This is a genomic window from Paludisphaera borealis, from assembly GCF_001956985.1.
Lineage (GTDB): Bacteria > Planctomycetota > Planctomycetia > Isosphaerales > Isosphaeraceae > Paludisphaera > Paludisphaera borealis.
The window spans coordinates 3,648,019-3,665,655 of the sequence record NZ_CP019082.1 but is presented as its reverse complement, the minus strand read 5'-3'; the positions used below and the strand labels follow the sequence as shown (position 1 = coordinate 3,665,655).

Here is a 17,637-nt window from a genome sequence, read left to right as displayed (position 1 = left end):
CGAGGGGAGCTAAGCTTCTTCGCTCATTTCTTCGCAGGCGCAGGCGCAGGCGTCGGTGGTGGCGGGGGGATGACCTTCAGTTGGTCGAACTTCTTCTTGAGGCGGCGGAGGAACTCGCGCTTGACGTTCCACTGCTGGAGTGGGAGCGTCTTGATGTAGAACTTGATCACGACGACCGTCTCGGTGATCTCGTCGACGCCCAGCATCGTCAGGTCGTCGACGATCATGAGCCGAAGCGCGGGGTCCTGGCGGATCTCCTTGCCCAGCTCCTGGATGGCCGCGATGACGCGGTCGACGTCCTCGGCGAGGGCGATGCGGATCGCGAACGCCGCGCGCGACCAGCCGTGCGTCATGTTGACCACCGAGGTCGTCGAGCCGTTGGGCATGAAGTGGAGCGCCCCCTCGTCGTCGCGCAGGGCCGTCATCCGCAGGGTGATCTGCTCGACCTGCCCGGTGTGGTCGCCGATCCTGACGACGTCCTTGAGCTTGTATTGATTCTCGAAGAGGATCATAAAGCCATAGAAGAAATCCTTGATTAGATTCTGGGCTCCGAAGGCGACCGCGACGCCGGCCACGGCGGCTCCTCCGAGCAGCGGGGTGACGGGGACGCCCGCCTGGCTGCAGATCGTCATCGCGCCGCCGACCAGGATGACAACGCTGCCGGTGTTCTGAAGCACGCTGACGAGCGTGTCCATCCGGTTGTCGCGCTCGGCCTTCGACCCGCGCAGGCCGCGGGTGGCGAAGATCTGGACGATCTTGTGCGCGTACCGGCTGACGATCCAGTAGAGGAGCGCCATGACGACGAGCGTCGCCAGGATCGACGGGCCGTGGAACCATAGCCATCCCATGATGTGATAGGATGAGAACGGGCTCTCCAGCGCCTCGACCTGTTCCTGAACCTTCTTGAGCCCCTCTTCGGCCGACTGAGTCCGCTCGGTGACGCTCTTGAGCGCCCCGAAGATCAGGTCGCGCTCCTCGACCATCGCGTCGTGGCGGGCGAGTCGATTCTTGGCTTCCTCGCGGCACGCCAGGATGCGCCGATCGAGGGCGGTGATCACGTCGACGCCCGGCGTGGTCCAGGCTTCCAGGGCCGGCGACTTCGGATCGCGCTGCATCTCCTCCTGGAGATAGGCGCGTGTCCTGGTCGCGTTCTCCATGCAGAGCCGCGAAACCTCGGCGAGTTCGCCGACCAGCTCGATCGACCGGGCGACGTTCTGCATCCGCGCGTCGAGCGTCATCGTCCGCTCCTGGAGCTTCTGGACGACCGTGCTCTTGGCGGCGAACTCGCGCTTGGCGGCGATCAGCTCCTTGCTCGGAGGCAGCTTCGCCTCCTTAACCTCGTCCTTCGCCGGCACGGTCTCGGCCGTCTTGGCGGCGTCGGTCTTGGCGGCGTCGGCCTTCTTCTCCTCGGGCTTGGGGACGCCCGGCAGGAGGGAGGGGACCGATACCGGGGCCGGCGCGGGGGCGGCTGGCTTGGGCTCCTCCGCGGCGGCCTTGGGCGGTTCGACGACCGCCGGGGGCGTGACGGCGGCCTTGCCGTCGGCGGCGAGGGGGACCGGCGTCGGCGTCGGCGTCGGCGCTGGGGCCTTGGTTTCCTCCAGGGCCTTGAGGGCGTCTCCCGATTCAAGGATCGCGTTGAGCCGCTGCTGGTCGTGCGCCAGGATGCTGTTCAGGAGGTTGATGCGCTCGAGGCTCAGCATCCGGCCGCGCAGGTCGAGGTTGAGCCGTTCGCGGGCCAGCTCCCAGGGCGTCCGCAACGCGGCGATCCGCTGCGCCAGGTCCTCGGCCTGCTTCGCATCGGCTGCGACGGTCTTCCGCCGCCGCTCCAGGTCCTGGAGCATGTCGTCGAGCTTCTGGAACGTCGACCGCGCCCGATCGTCCTCGTCGTAGTCCTGGAGCTGAGGCTCCAACTCGCCCAGCTCCTGGCGGTTGCCGCGGAGGACGCGCTCCAGCAGCGTGACGAGGTCGGCGGCGGTCAGCTTCAAACTCGGCCCCAGGGCCGGCGCATCGGGCGGTGGAAGCTTCTGGATATGGGACAGGGCGTCGGCTTCGGCCTCGGCGGCGCTGACGATGGGCTTCGTCGCCGACGGCTTCAGCTTCTCCAGGCTGTGGGAAGTGAAATATTCGCAGCCTGACGCGCCGAGTACGACGCAGACGGCGGCGAGCCACGCCAATCCGAAGCGACCGGCCGCGGTTCCGATCACCCCGTTTTCAGGCTTCGCGACACGCGACGGCAACGGCGACCTCGTGATTCAAAAGCATTTTTTTCTCGATTTCGAGAAAACAGGGCGGGAAGTCGACGACGACCGACTATACATTCAATGCAAGCCGGATGCCAAGTTCGCCGTTATTCCCAGGAAGCCGCGATGCCTCGCACGATCAAGCTATACAAGCCCTACGACGTCCTCTGTCAGTTCACCGACCCCGGCGGCCGCGCCACGCTCGCCGATTACATGCCGGTCGCCGGCGTCTACGCCGCGGGCCGGCTCGACCGTGACAGCGAAGGGCTGCTCATCCTGACCGACGACGGGCCGCTCTCGCATCGCCTGACCAATCCTCGATTCGCGCATCCACGCACCTATTTGGTGCAAGTCGAGCGCGTCCCCAGCCCCGAGGCGCTCGAAGCGTTGCGCCAGGGGGTTGTGCTGTCGGACGGCCTGACCCGGCCGGCCGGAGTGGAGCTGCTTTCCGAACCTCCCCCCCTGCCCGACCGCCCGGTGCCGATCCGGTTTCGCAAGAACGTGCCGACCGCCTGGATCAAGCTGACGCTTCGCGAGGGCCGCAACCGCCAGGTGCGCCGGATGACCGCCGCGGCGGGCTTCCCGACGCTCCGGCTCGTCCGCTGGTCCGTCGGCCCGATCACCCTCGAAGGCCTGACTCCCGGCGGCTGGCTCGATCTGACCTCCGAGGAACAGCAAGCCCTGGGCACCTTCCCGACGCCGGAGCCGGAGCCGGAGCCGGAGCAATCCTAGCGCGGTCCCGGGTCGAATTTCCCTTCTCCCCCTGGCCGGGGGAGAAGGCATGGTTGCGAGGGTCTTTCTTGTCAGGGCTTCGGCGCTCACCTCTTGCCTTCCTCCGTACGATTTCGGCGTACACAACGTCGAACTTCCCGCCGATCCTCCTCCCTCGGCGATTTCCGCCTTCGCGACTCGCGAGACCCCCTTGATGCCCCTCGACGATCAGACGCCGCCGTCCATCCTCCGGACGGCCCGCCCCGGACTTCGTTTCATCATCCTTCTCGGCCTGCTCGACGCCTTCGGGCCGCTCGGCATCGACATGTACTTGCCGGCGTTCCCGGAGATCGAGCGCGACCTGCACGTTCCGGGCGGGATGATGCAGATGACGCTCTCGATGTTCCTGGCCGGCCTGGCGATCGGCCAGCTCGTCTGCGGACCCATCTCCGACCGCGTCGGCCGGCGCAAGCCGCTGCTGTACGGCGCGGCGGCGTTCGCTGTCGCGTCGGCGATCTGCGCGTTCGCTCGCTCGATCGAGGCCCTGATCCTGGCTCGGTTCGTCATGGGGCTGGCCGGCGCGACCGGCATGGTCGTGGCGCGAGCCGTGGTCCGCGACTCGTTCGAGGAGGCCGAGTCGGCGCGGGTGTATTCGATGCTCATGCTGGTGATCGGCGTCGCGCCGATCCTGTCGCCGTCGGTCGGCGGCTGGCTGATGCAGTTCGGCGGCTGGGGGGCGATCTTCTGGGCGCTCGCCGTGTTCGCCTGCCTCTGCGGCGCGGCGGTCGCGGTCGACCTCCCCGAGACCCACCCGCCGGACCGTCGCGACCGCGAGCCGATTCTTTCGGTCTTCCCGCGTTACGCCGAGATGATCGTCGACCGCCGGTTCATCGGCTACGCCGCGCCGGCGAGCCTGTCGCTGGGGTTGATCTTCGCCTACGTCGCCTCGGCGCCGTCGATGTTCATGCAGTATTACCGGCTCTCGCCCTCGGCCTTCAGTCTGGTTTTCGCAAGCAACGCCGTCGGCTTGATCGGCTCGGCCCAGGTCAACCGCTGGCTGAGCCGGCGGTACAGCACGCACGCCATCCTCCGCGGCGCGTCGCTGGTCGGCGCGGCGGCGGGGGCGCTGCTGCCGGTGCTGGCCTGGACGGGCGTCGGCGGGTTCCCGGCTTTCGTCGCGGGGATCTTCGTCTGCCTGTCAATGCTGGGGTTGATCCTGCCGAACGCGACGGCCGCGGTGATGGCACCGTTCCCCGAGCACGCGGGCGTGGCGTCGGCTTTGCTTGGCATGCTCCAGTTCGCCGTCGGCGCGGCCACCGGCGCGTTGGTCGGCGTCTTCCACGACGGGACGCCTCGGCCGGCGGCCCTGACGATGGCCGGCTGCGCGGCGGTTTCGCTGGCCGTCACGCTCGTCGCCGAGCGCGGCCGGGCTCGATCGGCGGAGATCGACGACCTTGCGACCGGCGGCTGCGCCGTCGCGCCGAGCGGGTCTTAATTCCGTAGGTGATTTTAGCGCGAGCTTTATTTAGGCGTCACTTAATCTTCACGACAGCAGCCTATCCTACCTGTCTCACCTGATGGTTGATACGCTCGCCGAGCGGACCCGCTGTTGGGCCGCATGGCGAGCCGAGATAGAGAGATAGGAGAATAGCATCGTGACGTCGAAACGACGGTCCCGGCCGACGCGCCTGGGTTTCACTTTGATCGAACTTTTGGTTGTGATCGCCATCATCGCGGTGCTGATCGCGCTTCTGCTTCCCGCCGTGCAGTCGGCCCGCGAGGCCGGCCGCCGCGCCCAGTGCACCAACAACCTCAAGCAGATGGGCCTGGGCGTGGCGAACTTCGAGAGCGCCAACGGCTATCTGCCGCAGGGGCCCTACGACGGCGACCCGAATCCCGTCTCGCTGAACGGTACACCCGACACCGCCAAAGGGAGCACCCCCGACGGCGGCGCGTGCTGCAACGCGGCCCATCCGAACGGCTGGAACCACTTCTTCAAGATCCTGCCCTTCATGGAGCAGCAGCCGCTCTACAACATCGCCAACTTCAACGCCCCGGCGGTCCAGGTCAGCCGGCCGGCGACGCTGAACGGCGAGCAAGACGTCTCGCGCGTCGCCTTGTCGACCTTCTATTGCCCGAGCCGCCGCATGAACGAGCGCTACGGCAGCCCGCTGATCGCGGCGACTTCTCGCAACGACTACGCCGGCTGCGCCGGATTCATGCAGGGGCAAGCGTATAGTTGTTCGGGTTCGGCGTTCACGCCCGCGCCCCCCAACGGGTTGACCCCGGCCGTGGGGATCACGTCGGGGATCAATCGCGGCGACACCGCCGGCTACAAGGGGGCCATCGTGTGGAGCGGGCTCGGCGCCAAGCGGCTGTGGGCCCACTTCAAGGACGGCACCTCGAACTCGATCGTCTTCGCCGAGAAGAGCCAGCCGTTGAAGACCGTCGGCTCCGACGGCGGCGACAACGAGATGTGGCAGAACAGCGGCTGGGACGAGGACTGCATCCGCTATCAATTCGTCCCCATCCCCGACGATCAGGCCCCCTGGTTCAGCGGCGTCTGCAACACGCCGCCGGACCCGAAGACCGGCACGGGTCTGTGGCGGCGGAATTTCGGCGGACCTCACCCCGGGGGCATCAACGCCCTTCTAGGCGACGGCTCGGTCCACTTCATCAAGTTCTCCGTCAACCCCACCACGTTCCGCAAGCTGACGGTGATCGACGACCTGGAACCCCTGAGCGCCGACGAGTTCTGATCTCGGACGACCGCCGTTGAATTGAATAAGGATTGCACGATATGATCAGACTCTCGGCGATCGCCGCCCTGTTCGTCCTCTCCGCCGCCCTCGCCGGCTGCGGAGGGGGAGAGGCCGCACCCAACGACGTCAGCCAGCTTCCGGAACTCAGCGCCGAGGAGCGCGATGCGATGACCCAGCACGACTCCGCGGTGGCGGACGAGGAGAAAGCGACGATGCTCCTCACCCCTGCGGAGAAGGGATCGAAAAGATCCTCGAAGAAGCGGGTGGACCCGACCTCGGCCGAGGCGGAACGCTTCTGAGCGTCCGCCCGCCGCGCGACTTCGCATCAACTGAAACGGCCCGGGCGAATCGATCGCTCGGGCCGTTTCGTTTTGACGGATCGAACGAATGAGCTTCGGCTCGGCGCCGTTCGCTTCTGGGACTGTAGGGGCGTCCCTTGTGGGTGCCCGAATCGCCAACGCCGCGGCGGTTGCCGACGCCGATCGGGCGCCCACAAGGGACGCCCCTACGTGTGCAACCCAAACGCAATCCGCACTGGTTTTTGTTTGGACTCGGGGCATCCGCTTCGGCGGCTCAGTTGAACAGGAAGTGGCAGATGTCGCCGTCCTGCATGATGTAGTTCTTGCCTTCGACGCGGAGCTTGCCGGCGGCTCGGATTTCTTTCTCGCTCTTGTAGGTTTCGAGGTCGTCGAGGGTGTAGACTTCGACGCGGATGAAGCCCTTCTCGAAGTCGGTGTGGATCACGCCGGCGGCCTGGGGGGCGGTGGCGCCGACCGGGATGGTCCAGGCGCGGACTTCCTTCTCGCCGGCCGTGAAGTAGCTTTGCAGGCCGAGCACCCGGTAGGCCTCGTGCGCGAGGGCCGGCAGCGCGGCTTCTTCGAGGCCCGCACCGGCGAGCATCTCGGCCCGGTCGGCCTCGTCCAGCTCGGCGATCTCGGCTTCGAGCTTGGCGCACACCGGGACCATCCCCGCGCCGACCATCGCGGCGCGTTCGCGGACCTTCATCGCCAGCGGTCCTTTTCCGGCCAGGTCGCTCTCGTCGACGTTGGCGACGTAGAGGATCGGCTTGGCCGTCATGAGGCCGAAGCTGGAGATGGCGGCGGCTTCCTGCTCGTCGAGGGTCAGCTTGCGGAGCGGCTGGTCCGTGCCGAGGTGGTCGAGGCACTTGCGGATGGCGTCGGCCCGCAGCTTAGCCTCCTTGTCGCCGCTCTTGGCCGTGCGCTCGGCCTTGGGCAGGGCGTTCTCCAGGGTCTGCATGTCGGCCAGCATCAGCTCGATCTCGATCACGTCGATGTCCGAGATCGGGTCGACCGCGCCGGCGACGTGGACGACGTCCGGGTCTTCGAAGCAGCGGACGACCTGGAGGATCGCGTCGACCTCGCGGATGTGGCTGAGGAACTTGTTGCCCAGCCCCTCGCCCTCGCTCGCCCCCTTGACGATCCCGGCGATGTCCACCAGCCGGAGCGCCGCGTGGATCAGCTTCTTGGGGACGATGTACCGGCTGATCCGCTCCAGGCGGCCGTCGGGGACGCTCACCACGCCCTCGTTCGGCTCGATCGTGCAGAACGGATAATTCGCACTCTGCGCCGCCTTCGAGCTGGTCAGAGCGTTGAACAGCGTACTCTTGCCCACGTTCGGCAAACCAACGATGCCAGCCCTCATGTTCTCGCGACGCCCTTTCGATTCGACCGGGGTGATCCCGATCCGGGTGAGAAAAACGGCGGAATCCAGCTTCACGACGCCCCGCCGATCAAGGGAGCCATCGTACACTCGGCCGACCCGCCGCGTCTTCCCGAATTCGCCGGCCGAACACCCGCGAGCCTACCGTTTACGTCCGGCGGCGGGTGCTGTGGGCGTCGACGCTTTCCGCTTCTGTTCCTCGCTCAACAGTGGAACCGGTTCGATCACGACGGCCTCGCCGGCCTTGAGGCCCTCCTTGACCTCGACCGCCTGGCTGTTGGCGATTCCCAACTTCACTTCGCGCCAGTCGAGCTTGCCATCGGGCGTCTTGACCGCGACGTGGTCCTTGTCGTCGTACTGGACCACGGCCTGGACCGGCACGCTGAGCACGTCGTCGAGCGCGGCGACGAGGATCTCGACCTCCGCGGTCATCCCCGGCCGGAGGTCCGGGAGGCCTTTCGTGATTGTGACGTTCGAGGTGTAGGATTTGGCGCCGCTGCCGAAGGAGCTCCGTGCGTCGGGGCGCGGGGCGACGGCCTCAACGAGGCCGGAGAAGCTTTCGTTGGGGAACGCATCGACTCTGATCCGGGCCGTCTGTCCCGGCTTGAGCTGGTCGACGATCGACTCATGGATCCTGGCGGCGACCCGAATGCTCGTGAGGTCGGGGATGCTGAAGAGCTTCTGGCCGTAGGTGACTACGACGCCTTCCTTGATGCTGGGCCGGTTCTGGTAGTCGGCCAATACCAGGATGCCGTCGGACGGGGCGTGGATCTCGCAGTCGGCGACCTGGCGTTCGAGGCTCGCAACTATGCCCTTGGCTGACTCAAGGGCCGTCTTCTTGGACGACTCGTCGGCGCCGGCTTTTGCGATCTCGGAGCTGAGCTGCTTGGCCGTCTTGTCCTTGGTGAATTTTTCGAGGACGACCAGCTTGTTTTGCCCGACTTCGACCGCCATCTGTTCGCGGGGGACGGCCTGTTCGGCGGCGTCGAGGCGGTCGGCGACGTCGAGCTCGGCCGCGACGTCGGAGGGCGTGACCGCCTCCCGGCCGGCGAGGATCGTGTTCAACCGCTCGCGGGCGGATCGGGTCCGTTTCAGCCGCTCCTCGGCCCGCTTGACGGCCGACTGGGCCAGGCGCACCTCGCCCAAGGCGGAAGCGTGGTCCTGCGGATAGATCCCGTCCACATACTCTTTGAGCGCGATCTCGGCGACCTCGCGGGCCAGCTTGGCGCTCCCGTAGGCGTTTTCGGCCTTCTCCACGGCGGTCCGCTCGCTGGTGAGGATGCGCTTCAGGCCCGCGGAGTCGAGCTCGCAGACGAGTTGACCCTTCTTGACGCGGGTTCCCTCGGGCAGGATCATTCGGATCGCGGTGTTCTGCTCGACCTTGGAAGACACGTCGTTGTTCCGCGACGCCTCCAGGCTGCCCCGCTCCTTGATGACGACGGAGAACTTGCCGGGCTTGACTTCAACGGCCAGGCCGACGTCCGCGCTGGCGGCCTGGAGCGTGTCGTCGGGCGCTCCCTTTTCAACCCCCGCCCCCCGCCCGGCGATTGAGACGACGCCGGACGTCGAGGCGGTCACGACGAGCAGGATCGACGCGGCTTTCCACCAACTGGATATGGCCATGGATTTGATAACCCCCAGAGCGAGTGTTGCGGCGGGTCCTTGAGAGGCCGCCTGGATCGAAACGAAACGGGTCGCGGCGGCGACCGTCGCGCCCACGAGTTCGGCAGGGAGCGGCTCGCGCGGCCCCTGCCATGCCAGCATGCCGGTCGCCAGGCCGCGCCGCGTCAGACGGTCGCGGAGCCGTTCCCGGCCCCGGGACAGGCGGCTGCCAACCGTCCCGACCGGGCAGCCCAGGTGCCGCGCCGCGTCCTCGCAGGTTCGGCCTTCGAGGTCGCAGAGCACGACCGCCGAGCGATACCGCTCTGGGAGCCGGTCGACCTCCTCGTGGATGACCGCCGCCAGGTCGTCGCGGTCGGCGTCGACGTTGTTGTGGACCGCCATCTCGACCGCCTTCTTCTCGCTCGCCAGCCGCCGGGCCGCCGCGCGCTTCGCGCGGCCGGCAGCGCGGCAGGCGACCCGGTGCAGCCACGGGCCGAGCGAGTCGCGGACCCAGAGCGAGCCTCCCTTGCGGGCCAGCACGAGGAACGTGGCCTGAAAGGCGTCCATCGCCTCGTGGTCGTCACGGAGGACGCCCCGGCAGGCGCGCAGGACCATCGGGCCGTGGCGCTCCACCAGGGCGGTGAAGGCCAGCTCGGACGCCTCGCCGCGCCGGGTCGCGAACCGCTCCAGGAGCTGGCCGTCCGTCAACCCGGTGACGGTCCCCGCGTCGAACAGCGTGCGGACCTGTCCACGATAAAGCCCCTTCAGGTCGCCTGCCACAAATCCGTCCCCAGAGCGATGAGTTGTTGATCTCCACTCAAGTAAAGCCGCGATCCGGCCGGACTTATCCAGGTTTTTTCGGTATTTTCGAGAAATACGATTCTCGGGATCAACCTCGATTGCAGACCAAAGCCTCTTCCGGAGTCATCCGACCATGCGCGCCCGAACGTCCGTCTTCCTGTCGCTGACCTTGGCATGGATGGGGGGCGTGGTCGCGGCGGGCGACGACCTCCGGATCAACCAGATCCAGGTGATCGGCACGCACAACTCGTATCACATCGCCCCCGCGCCGAACGTCCTGGCGATGATCGCGAAGACCGGCAAGGGGCTGGCCGAATCGCTCGAATACACGCATCTTCCGCTCGCCGACCAGTTCTCGAAGCAGGGCGTCCGCCAGATCGAACTCGACCTCTTCGCCGATCCCCAGGGAGGGCGGTACGCGAAGCCCTTGATCCGGACGATCCTTGAGAAGATCGGCGAAGACCCGGGCGTCGATCCCGATCGCGACGGCGCGATGCGTCGGCCCGGGGCGAAGATCCTTCACGTCCAGGATCTCGACTACCGCTCGATCGTCCCGAGCTTCGCCCAGGCGCTCAAGGAGATCCGGGCGTGGTCGGCCGCGAGTCCGAGGCACGTGCCGATCCTTGTGCTCGTCGAGCTGAAGACCGAGGCGTTCCCCCTCTTGCCGACCAACCCGCTGCCGTTCGAGAAAGCGGACCTTGAGGCGCTCGAATCGGCGATCCGCGAGGGCTTCCCGCCCGCGACCCTCGTGACGCCCGACGACCTCCGAGGGGCGTCCGAGACGCTTCCCGAGGCGATCCGAACTCACGGTTGGCCGACCTTGGAATCATCGCGCGGCAAGGTGATGTTCGCCCTCAACAACGGCGGCGGCCTCCGCGACCTGTACCTCGAAGGCCACCCGGCGCTGCGGGGCCGCGTGATGTTCGTCCAGGCCGAGCCGGGCCATCCCGCCGCCGCCTGGATGGGGATCGACGACGCGGTCGCGAACCACGATCGGATCATCGAATTGGTGCGCGCGGGATACCTCGTCCGCACCCGGGCCGACGCCGACACCCAGGAATCGCGCCGCAACGACACGACGCGCCGCGAAGCCGCGTTCTCCAGCGGCGCGCAGTTCCTGAGCACCGATTACCCCAACCCTCGGCCCGATTTCTCCCCCTACTCAGCCCGCCTCCCCGGCTCCGTGGTCGCCCGTCCCAACCCCGTCAACGCCCGCCCCCGCGTCGGCGAGCGGGTCGACCTGGAAGCTTCGAAATGAACCACGCCGCCGGTTGCGCGACCGACGGCGTGGCGATTTGATCGTACCAAACCCGTCCGCGAGGGCTCAGGCCGGGTTGGTGTTGATGACGTTTTGGAGGTTGCTGGATTCGGAAAGCGGAGGCAAGGCGTTGGAGACGCCATTGGCCGAGACCGAGGCCGGGCCGGTGAGGACGCGGCGGTTGACCGACGACTCGACGAGCCGGACCTTGGGGACGCGAACCGGGCGCGCGAAGTGGGGCGGCTTGGGCGCCGGGTGCGGGACGAAGCCCCGGCTGAACTGCCAGGTCCACGGACCTTGCGCGCCAGCCGAGGTGTTGCCGGTCAGCAGGTTGCCCGACTGGTCGACGACCCCCGCCGAGCCCTGGCCGTTGACCGTGAGCTGATAGAGCTTGCCGAGCTGGAGCGCGCGGGTGGGGATCAGCGTGACAGTCCGCGAGCCGGGGTCGTAGCCCGGCGACTTGAGCGTCACCTTGTGGCTGAACGTGCCGTTGGGCCCGGCCACGGCGAGCGCGTAGTTGATGGGGTTCTCGGCCTGGGACGGGTCGAGGGGCTCGTTGAACGTCAGGACGATCCCGGTGATCGCGTTGCGGGTGACGACCAGGTTTTGGGCCGCGACGGCGAGCGCCGGCTGCGGCACCGCGCCTCGGCTGAACTGCCAGACGTACGGACCCTGGGGGCCGAGCCCGGTGTTGCCGACGATCAGGTCGCCCGCGAGGTCGGACACGCCGGCCGAGCCCTGGCCGTTGATCGTGAGCTGGTACACCTTGCCGAGCTGGAGCGGCTGCGCCGGGGTCAACGTCAAGATCGAGCTGACCGGGTCGTAGACCGGCGGGTTGAGCGGGACCGTGGCGTTGAACAGGCCGGGCTGGTCGCCGGTCGTCAGGCTGTAGTTGATCGGATTGACGGCCTGGGACGGGTCGAGCGGCTGGTTGAAGCTCAGGACGAGCCCCGTGATCGCGTTCTGCGTGACGACCAGGGATTGGTCGGTGACCGTCGGCGGGTAGGGGTTGGCGATGATCGTGGTGGTGACGGTCGCCGTGTCGTCGTTCGGGTTGGGGTCGGTCTGATCGGCGCGGACGGTCGCGGTGTTGGTCACCGTGCCGATCGTCGCCGGAATCACGGTGATTTGAATGGCTTGCGAGCCGCCGGACGAGAGCTGGCTGTAGCTCACCGTGACGACGCCGCCGGCCTGAGTGATCGTCCCTCCAGGGGCCGTCACCGACTTGACCGCCACGCCCCCCGGCAGCGTGTTGGTGAGCACCACGTTGGTGGCGTTCGAGGGGCCGCCGTTGGCGACGTTGATGTAATAAGTCAACGGGCTGCCCGCGTACACGGCGCTGGCGTTGGAGTACATCGACACGCCGACGTCGGCCCTGGCGGTCGAGGTCACGAGCGTCGAGCTGAAAAACTCCGACGTCGTGTTGAAGTTGGGATCGGTCGCCGTCGCGCTCAGGTACTGGCCCGCGGCCACGGGCGTGGGGAGCGTGAGCGTGAAGTTGGCCAGGCCGAAGTCGTTCGTCGTGACGTTCAGCGTGCCGACCAGCGTCCGGCCCTCTTCCTGGGTCGGTTGCGCCTTGGTCGGATTGGAATAGAACTGGACCTTGAAGTTGGTGTCGGGCGCCCCGGAGAAGCTCCCCTCGACGACCGTGCCGGCACCCTGCTCGTACGCCGAATTCAGCACGGGCGACGAGACGGGAGTGTTCGCCAGGTAGCCGAGGTCGATCGACTGCGAGCCGTTGGAGTAGATCAGGTTCGACAGGATCGGCGTGTTCAGTTGCGGGGAGTTGTAGTACCCGTAGCTGTAGACGTCCACGCCGGAGCCGCGGTTGTAGGCGATGAGGTTGCCCGCGCCCGGCGCGAGCCCGCCGACGGTGTTGCCGCTGGTGTTGAGCGTGACGCCGTCGAACTGGTTGCCCACGTCGACGGCGCCGCTTGCGTCGGTCCCGATCAGGTTGCCCTCGACGATGTTGCCGCCGTTGAGGACCTGGCCCTGGTTGGTCGTGATCTGAACGCCGCTGGAGCCGTTGCCCGAGATGACGTTGCGGTCGGCGGCGGTCGTTCCGCCGATGATGTTGTTGCGCGAGTCGACGATCCCGACGCCGTTGTAGCTGTTGCCCAACGGGGTGCTGCCAGCGAGGTCGACGCCGATGTAGTTGCCGGCGATCGTGCTGCCGCTGCTCCCCTGCAACAGGATGCCGCTCCCCGTGAACCGGTTGATGACCAACCCGCGCACCGTGCTCCGGGCCGTGACGATCAGGCCGGTCACGCCGGGCACCTGCTGGGGAGGCGACGAGTTCGGATAGTAGATCTGCGAGCCGTCGATCTGAATGATCGGCTGGCCCGCGTAGCCCGGCTGGGTGGTGGCGTCGATCGTGACGGGATTGCTGATCGTCGGCAACGGCGAGACCGGAACGATGGTCTGCGGTCCCGAGCCGATGCTGAACTGGATGACGTTGGGGCCGGTCGTCGTGTTAGCGTCGATGATCGCCTGCCGGAACGACCCCGGGCCGGCGTCGCCGGTGGTCGTGACGAGGAAGCTGGCGAGCAACTCGCGCCGTTCCATGGCTTCCAGGAAGGGCCGGCGCTTATTGCGGACGGAGCGGCGAACATCGACGGCGCGTGTCTTCATCGTGCCCCCTCGGCGTCGTGCGAAAAATCCCACTCGCATCAAATCAACGAGATGGTGCGAGTGTGTCGCTGGTGTGAAATGTCGGGGTCTTGACGATCAAGAGGTGGGAGTCGTCGGCGTGGGTCTCAATACCCCGTCCGAAATGTAACACTCGGTTTCGGATGTGCAAATAAGAACTGGAACCGGCCGCATGAGCCATCCACACGCTGGCGCTTCGAGCCGCTCTGAAAATCCCGGTCTGTGGTTTGCCGTAGGGGCGCCCCTTGTGGGCGCCCGATCGCCGAGCGTGAGCGGTCGACGTGAAACGAACCGGGCACCCACAAGGGGCGCCCCTACCGGACCCGGCCGACCGCGAACCCCATTTTCATGGGGCCGGTTGTCTCCACGGCGCCATGGTGGTTTGCATTCCGGGCGCTCGGAATAAGAGCAAATCGTCGCGTAAACCGTTTCAGACTTGGCGATCGTGGACAATAGTAAAGGTAGGGGCGGTCCAGCCTCGCCCGGCTCTTTCACAATTCGGGAACTCAATGAGTGGCGGACTGGGGGAACAAACCCGAAAGCCGGCCACGAAAAAGCGCCGAACGGACCCAATTGGCCGGCCGGAGGAAGGGGTCCGTTCGATGCCCACGAACGGCCGTCGACGACCGGGGAGGCGAAGGATTTCGAGGTCGCGACGCGTGGAGCGACGGTTGGTTTTCCGGGCAATCGAAGCCAATCGTGTTGTTGGCTCGAATGTGTTGTGGATAAAGGATTTATGTTTCTTGTTCGGCCTGGTTTCGTGGAGCGAACGAACCCAAATTCGGCCGGGACGACGGGGGGCTCGTCGGGGCGTGTCGAGCCCGGGCGACGAGGCGGGACGGGGAGGGGTTTGGGGCGTCGGCGGCGTGGGTTTTCGGCGCGAACGAACCCAACCTCGCGGGGGGGCCTAGACTCGGGTACACTGGTTGTCAGGCTGATGGCGAATCGGCCGGAGTGTCCCCAGCGCATTGATCTCGGAGCGGCCGTTTCATGAGTACGGGTGACTCGAACCAGAGCGAGCCCCGGCCGTTACGGCTGGTCTTCGACCGGGGGACGGTGGTCGTCGAGGGGCCGAAGGAAGGGGACGACCCCGGATTGCCGGGGGTGAAGTTCGACCCCCGGAGCAAGACCTTCCGGGCCGAGGCGATCTGGTACCGGACGGTCGTCGAGCACATCCGCCGGCAGAAGCTCGTCTACACCGACGACGCGCGCGGGTATGGCCCGACGTTGACCCCCTGGAAGATCCAGGTGGCCAAGAACGCCTTTCCGCACCAGACCGAGGGGCTCGACGCCTGGTGGAAGGCCGGCGGCCGCGGGGTGGTGGTTCTGCCGACCGGAACAGGCAAGACGCATCTGGCGAATATGGCGATCGAGCGGGCTGGGCGGCCGACCCTGATCGTCACGCCGACCATCGACCTGATGAACCAGTGGTACGACGAGCTGACGCTGAGCTTCGGCGTCGAGATCGGCCTGCTCGGCGGCGGCTACAACGACGTCCAGCCGATCACCGTCACGACCTACGACTCGGCCTACATCAACATGGAGCGCCTGGGCGATCGGTTCGGCCTGATCGTCTTCGACGAGTGCCATCACCTGCCGGGGGCGACCTACGGGCTCTCGGCCATCTGCGCGATCGCGCCGTTCCGGCTCGGCCTGACCGCGACCCCCGAGCGGGCCGACAACGCCCACACGCACCTCGACCAGCTCATCGGCCCGATCGTCTACCGCCGCGAGATCACCCAGCTTCGCGGCGAGTTCCTGGCCGACTACCAGGTGGTCCCGCTGTACGTCTCGCTCAGCGAAGAGGAGCGGCTGCGGTACGACGAGGCCCGCGAGTGCTACCGGGCGTTCGTGACCAATTCGGGAATCGATATGCGTCGGCCCGACGGCTGGAGCCGGTTCTTGTTCCTGGCGTTCCGCTCGCCCGAGGGCCGCGAAGCCTTCCACGCCTACCGCGAACAGCGCACCCTGGCCCTGGCCGCTCCGGCGAAGCTGAAGCTGCTCGAACGGCTGCTCGACCGCCACAACCACGACCGCGTCCTGATCTTCACCCACGACAACGCCACGGTCTACACCATCGCCCGCCAGTTCCTCGTTCCGGTCATCACCCACCAGACCAAGACCAAGGAGCGCCGGGAGATCCTCCTGCGGTTCAATTCGGGGGCCTACCCGATCGTGGCGACTTCCAAGGTTTTGAACGAGGGAGTGAACGTCCCCGAGGCCAACGTGGCGATCATCCTCAGCGGCTCGGGCTCGGTCCGCGAGCACGTCCAGCGGCTCGGCCGCATCCTCCGCAAGTCGGGAGACAAGAAAGCGGTGCTCTACGAGGTCATCACCCGGGGCACGGTCGAGGAATACACGTCGAACCGCCGGAGGCAGCACAGTGCTTACGACGGGGATTGAAGGACGGGGGGAGGCCGGCATGGATCGAAATACAAGCCCGAAGCGCCAGCGAGTGAATTCCCTTGCGAACCGCGTCGCCTCCGGAACCGGCCGCCCGAACCATTCAATCGCTGGCGCTTCGGGCTTGTATTCCGGACCATGCACTCGCTGGCGCTTCGGGCTTGTATTGCGAGGCAAGCCCTGCACCGACCGCATCACTTTGCGGGGAGCGGCCTGATGCTCACCGGCGACCTGGTTCGAGTCAAGATTTCCAAGGAGCGGGTGCTGCCGCTCTATCTCAACCGCGAGAGCGCGCAGTGGCTTGAGGCGGCCGAGAGCCTGCTGTTGATCTTCCGCGAGGGCGTGGGGATGACGCGGGGTGAGATCGAGGCCGAGATCGACGAGCTGTTCGGGAGTGGGGGCAAGGCGACCCTCGTGCATCGCGGGCTGGCGAAGGTGCTGGAGGACGGCTCCGAGTTCGAGGTCGTGGCCGACGTGCCGCCGGACGTGATCCGCGAGAAGGTGTTCACCGCCGCCGCCGCGCATCGCAAGACGCTCGGCAAGCCCGGCCCGGAGGCGAACCCGTTGCCCGAGGCCGGAATCGGGCCTCGTCCTCCGTTCCGCCGTGATCAGGTTCTGGCGGCCGTCGCCGACGAGCTGAAGGTCGCGCCGCAGACGCTCATCGACGGCCTGTTCGCCGACCTTCGCGACGAGAACCGCATGCTCTCGTTCAAGGACATGACCGCCCAGCGGCTGCTCGACCGCTACAACGTCGCCCTCGCCCAGACCGTCCTGCTCCGTTCGGTCCGGGTCGTCGTCGAGGTCAAGAACGAGACCCCCGCGCGGTATCGCCAGCTCTTCCGGCAGCTCAAGTTCCACCGCCTCCTGTACCGCGTGTCGGGAACCATGCGCGACGGCTACGTCTTCCACATCGACGGCCCCCTGAGCCTGTTCAGCGCGACCACGCGGTACGGGCTTCAGATGGCCCTTTTCCTGCCGTCGCTGCTCCGCTGCTGCGACTTCCGGCTCGACGCCGAGCTGCGGTGGGGCCCGAAGCGCGATCCCCGGAGCTTCCACCTCGACCCCAGCCTGGGACTGGTGCCGCACCAGGCCGACACCGGAGTCTACGTTCCTCCCGAGATCCCGGCGTTCGCCGAGCGGTTCCGCCAGGTCGCGCCGGCGTGGGAGTTGAGCGAGGTCACCGAGGTCGTCGAACTCGGCCGCGAAGGGGTCTGGGTGCCCGACTACCGAGCCGTCCACAAGGCGACCGGCGTCGACGTCTTCATCGAGGTCGTCGGCTTCTGGAAGAAGGCGACCCTCGACCGCCTGCTCGACCAACTTCCCCGCCTGGGGCCGCCCCGGTTCGTCCTGATCATCTCCGAGAAGCTCAAGGTCGATGAGGACGCCGTCAGCAAGCTCCCGAACCCGATCCTCTGGTTCAAGGAAATCCCGAGCGCCCCGGAGCTGGCCGGCATCCTCGACCGGCTGTTGAACCCGCCCGACGCCCCGGCCAAGCTGTTCTGAACGAAGTCCGTCGGTCCCCTGCCCCGCC

At 67.0% G+C, this 17,637-nt stretch carries 11 protein-coding genes; 7 read left to right on the top strand and 4 right to left on the bottom strand.

The annotated features are described in order from the left end of the window. Window positions 1-23: 23 nt before the first annotated feature. On the bottom strand, window positions 24-2,237 hold the full coding sequence (locus BSF38_RS29975) for a mechanosensitive ion channel family protein (protein ID WP_083712938.1): 2,214 nt from the start codon (window positions 2,235-2,237) through the stop codon (window positions 24-26). Between the two features lie 129 nt (window positions 2,238-2,366). Here BSF38_RS29975 and BSF38_RS14215 point away from each other — a divergent pair, with 129 nt between their 5' ends. From BSF38_RS14215 to BSF38_RS14200, 4 genes are all read left to right on the top strand, one after another. Then, a complete protein-coding gene (locus BSF38_RS14215; RefSeq protein WP_076346614.1) occupies window positions 2,367-2,972 on the top strand; it encodes a pseudouridine synthase in 606 nt (201 codons plus the stop codon). Window positions 2,973-3,165: 193 nt separating this feature from the next. After that, window positions 3,166-4,446, top strand: a complete 1,281-nt coding sequence (locus tag BSF38_RS14210) for a Bcr/CflA family multidrug efflux MFS transporter (protein WP_076350896.1) — start codon at window positions 3,166-3,168, stop codon at window positions 4,444-4,446. A gap of 160 nt (window positions 4,447-4,606) precedes the next feature. After that, window positions 4,607-5,710: a DUF1559 domain-containing protein gene (locus tag BSF38_RS14205; RefSeq protein WP_076346612.1), complete on the top strand. Its 1,104-nt coding sequence runs from the start codon at window positions 4,607-4,609 to the stop codon at window positions 5,708-5,710. A 41-nt stretch (window positions 5,711-5,751) separates the two neighbouring features. Then, window positions 5,752-6,012, top strand: coding sequence for a hypothetical protein (locus BSF38_RS14200; protein WP_076346610.1), 261 nt, complete (start codon window positions 5,752-5,754; stop codon window positions 6,010-6,012). A 274-nt stretch (window positions 6,013-6,286) separates the two neighbouring features. Here the strand turns inward: BSF38_RS14200 and ychF are convergent, their stop codons facing one another. Further along, window positions 6,287-7,375, bottom strand: a complete 1,089-nt coding sequence (ychF, locus tag BSF38_RS14195; RefSeq protein ID WP_076350894.1) for a redox-regulated ATPase YchF — start codon at window positions 7,373-7,375, stop codon at window positions 6,287-6,289. Between the two features lie 159 nt (window positions 7,376-7,534). Further along, complete coding sequence (locus tag BSF38_RS31360) at window positions 7,535-9,775, bottom strand: efflux RND transporter periplasmic adaptor subunit (protein WP_076346608.1); 2,241 nt, start codon at window positions 9,773-9,775, stop codon at window positions 7,535-7,537. Between the two features lie 154 nt (window positions 9,776-9,929). Here BSF38_RS31360 and BSF38_RS14185 point away from each other — a divergent pair, with 154 nt between their 5' ends. Next, window positions 9,930-11,054, top strand: a complete 1,125-nt coding sequence (locus BSF38_RS14185) for a phosphatidylinositol-specific phospholipase C1-like protein (protein WP_076346606.1) — start codon at window positions 9,930-9,932, stop codon at window positions 11,052-11,054. Between the two features lie 66 nt (window positions 11,055-11,120). Here the strand turns inward: BSF38_RS14185 and BSF38_RS14180 are convergent, their stop codons facing one another. Beyond that, window positions 11,121-13,685 carry an Ig-like domain-containing protein gene (locus BSF38_RS14180; RefSeq protein WP_076346604.1) on the bottom strand — a complete coding sequence of 855 codons (2,565 nt, stop codon included), beginning with the start codon at window positions 13,683-13,685 and terminating at the stop codon, window positions 11,121-11,123. A 1,008-nt stretch (window positions 13,686-14,693) separates the two neighbouring features. Here BSF38_RS14180 and BSF38_RS14175 point away from each other — a divergent pair. Both BSF38_RS14175 and BSF38_RS14170 read left to right on the top strand, forming a co-directional pair. Beyond that, the gene (locus BSF38_RS14175) at window positions 14,694-16,106 is read left to right on the top strand and encodes a DEAD/DEAH box helicase family protein (RefSeq protein WP_076346602.1); all 1,413 of its coding nucleotides are present in this window, start codon (window positions 14,694-14,696) and stop codon (window positions 16,104-16,106) included. A 216-nt stretch (window positions 16,107-16,322) separates the two neighbouring features. Continuing rightward, entirely contained in the window at window positions 16,323-17,609 is a 1,287-nt protein-coding gene (locus BSF38_RS14170; RefSeq protein ID WP_076346600.1) for a DUF790 family protein, read from the top strand. Window positions 17,610-17,637 lie beyond the last annotated feature (28 nt).

What these genes read in the sequence shown, in the direction of transcription:
- BSF38_RS14180 (WP_076346604.1), bottom strand. Translation starts at nt 13,685, where the DNA reads ATGAAGACACGCGCCGTCGATGTTCGCCGCTCCGTCCGCAATAAGCGC.
- BSF38_RS14200 (WP_076346610.1), top strand. Translation starts at nt 5,752, where the DNA reads ATGATCAGACTCTCGGCGATCGCCGCCCTGTTCGTCCTCTCCGCCGCC.
- BSF38_RS14215 (WP_076346614.1), top strand. Translation starts at nt 2,367, where the DNA reads ATGCCTCGCACGATCAAGCTATACAAGCCCTACGACGTCCTCTGTCAG.
- BSF38_RS14170 (WP_076346600.1), top strand. Translation starts at nt 16,323, where the DNA reads ATGCTCACCGGCGACCTGGTTCGAGTCAAGATTTCCAAGGAGCGGGTG.
- BSF38_RS14185 (WP_076346606.1), top strand. Translation starts at nt 9,930, where the DNA reads ATGCGCGCCCGAACGTCCGTCTTCCTGTCGCTGACCTTGGCATGGATG.
- ychF (WP_076350894.1), bottom strand. Translation starts at nt 7,375, where the DNA reads ATGAGGGCTGGCATCGTTGGTTTGCCGAACGTGGGCAAGAGTACGCTG.
- BSF38_RS14175 (WP_076346602.1), top strand. Translation starts at nt 14,694, where the DNA reads ATGAGTACGGGTGACTCGAACCAGAGCGAGCCCCGGCCGTTACGGCTG.
- BSF38_RS14210 (WP_076350896.1), top strand. Translation starts at nt 3,166, where the DNA reads ATGCCCCTCGACGATCAGACGCCGCCGTCCATCCTCCGGACGGCCCGC.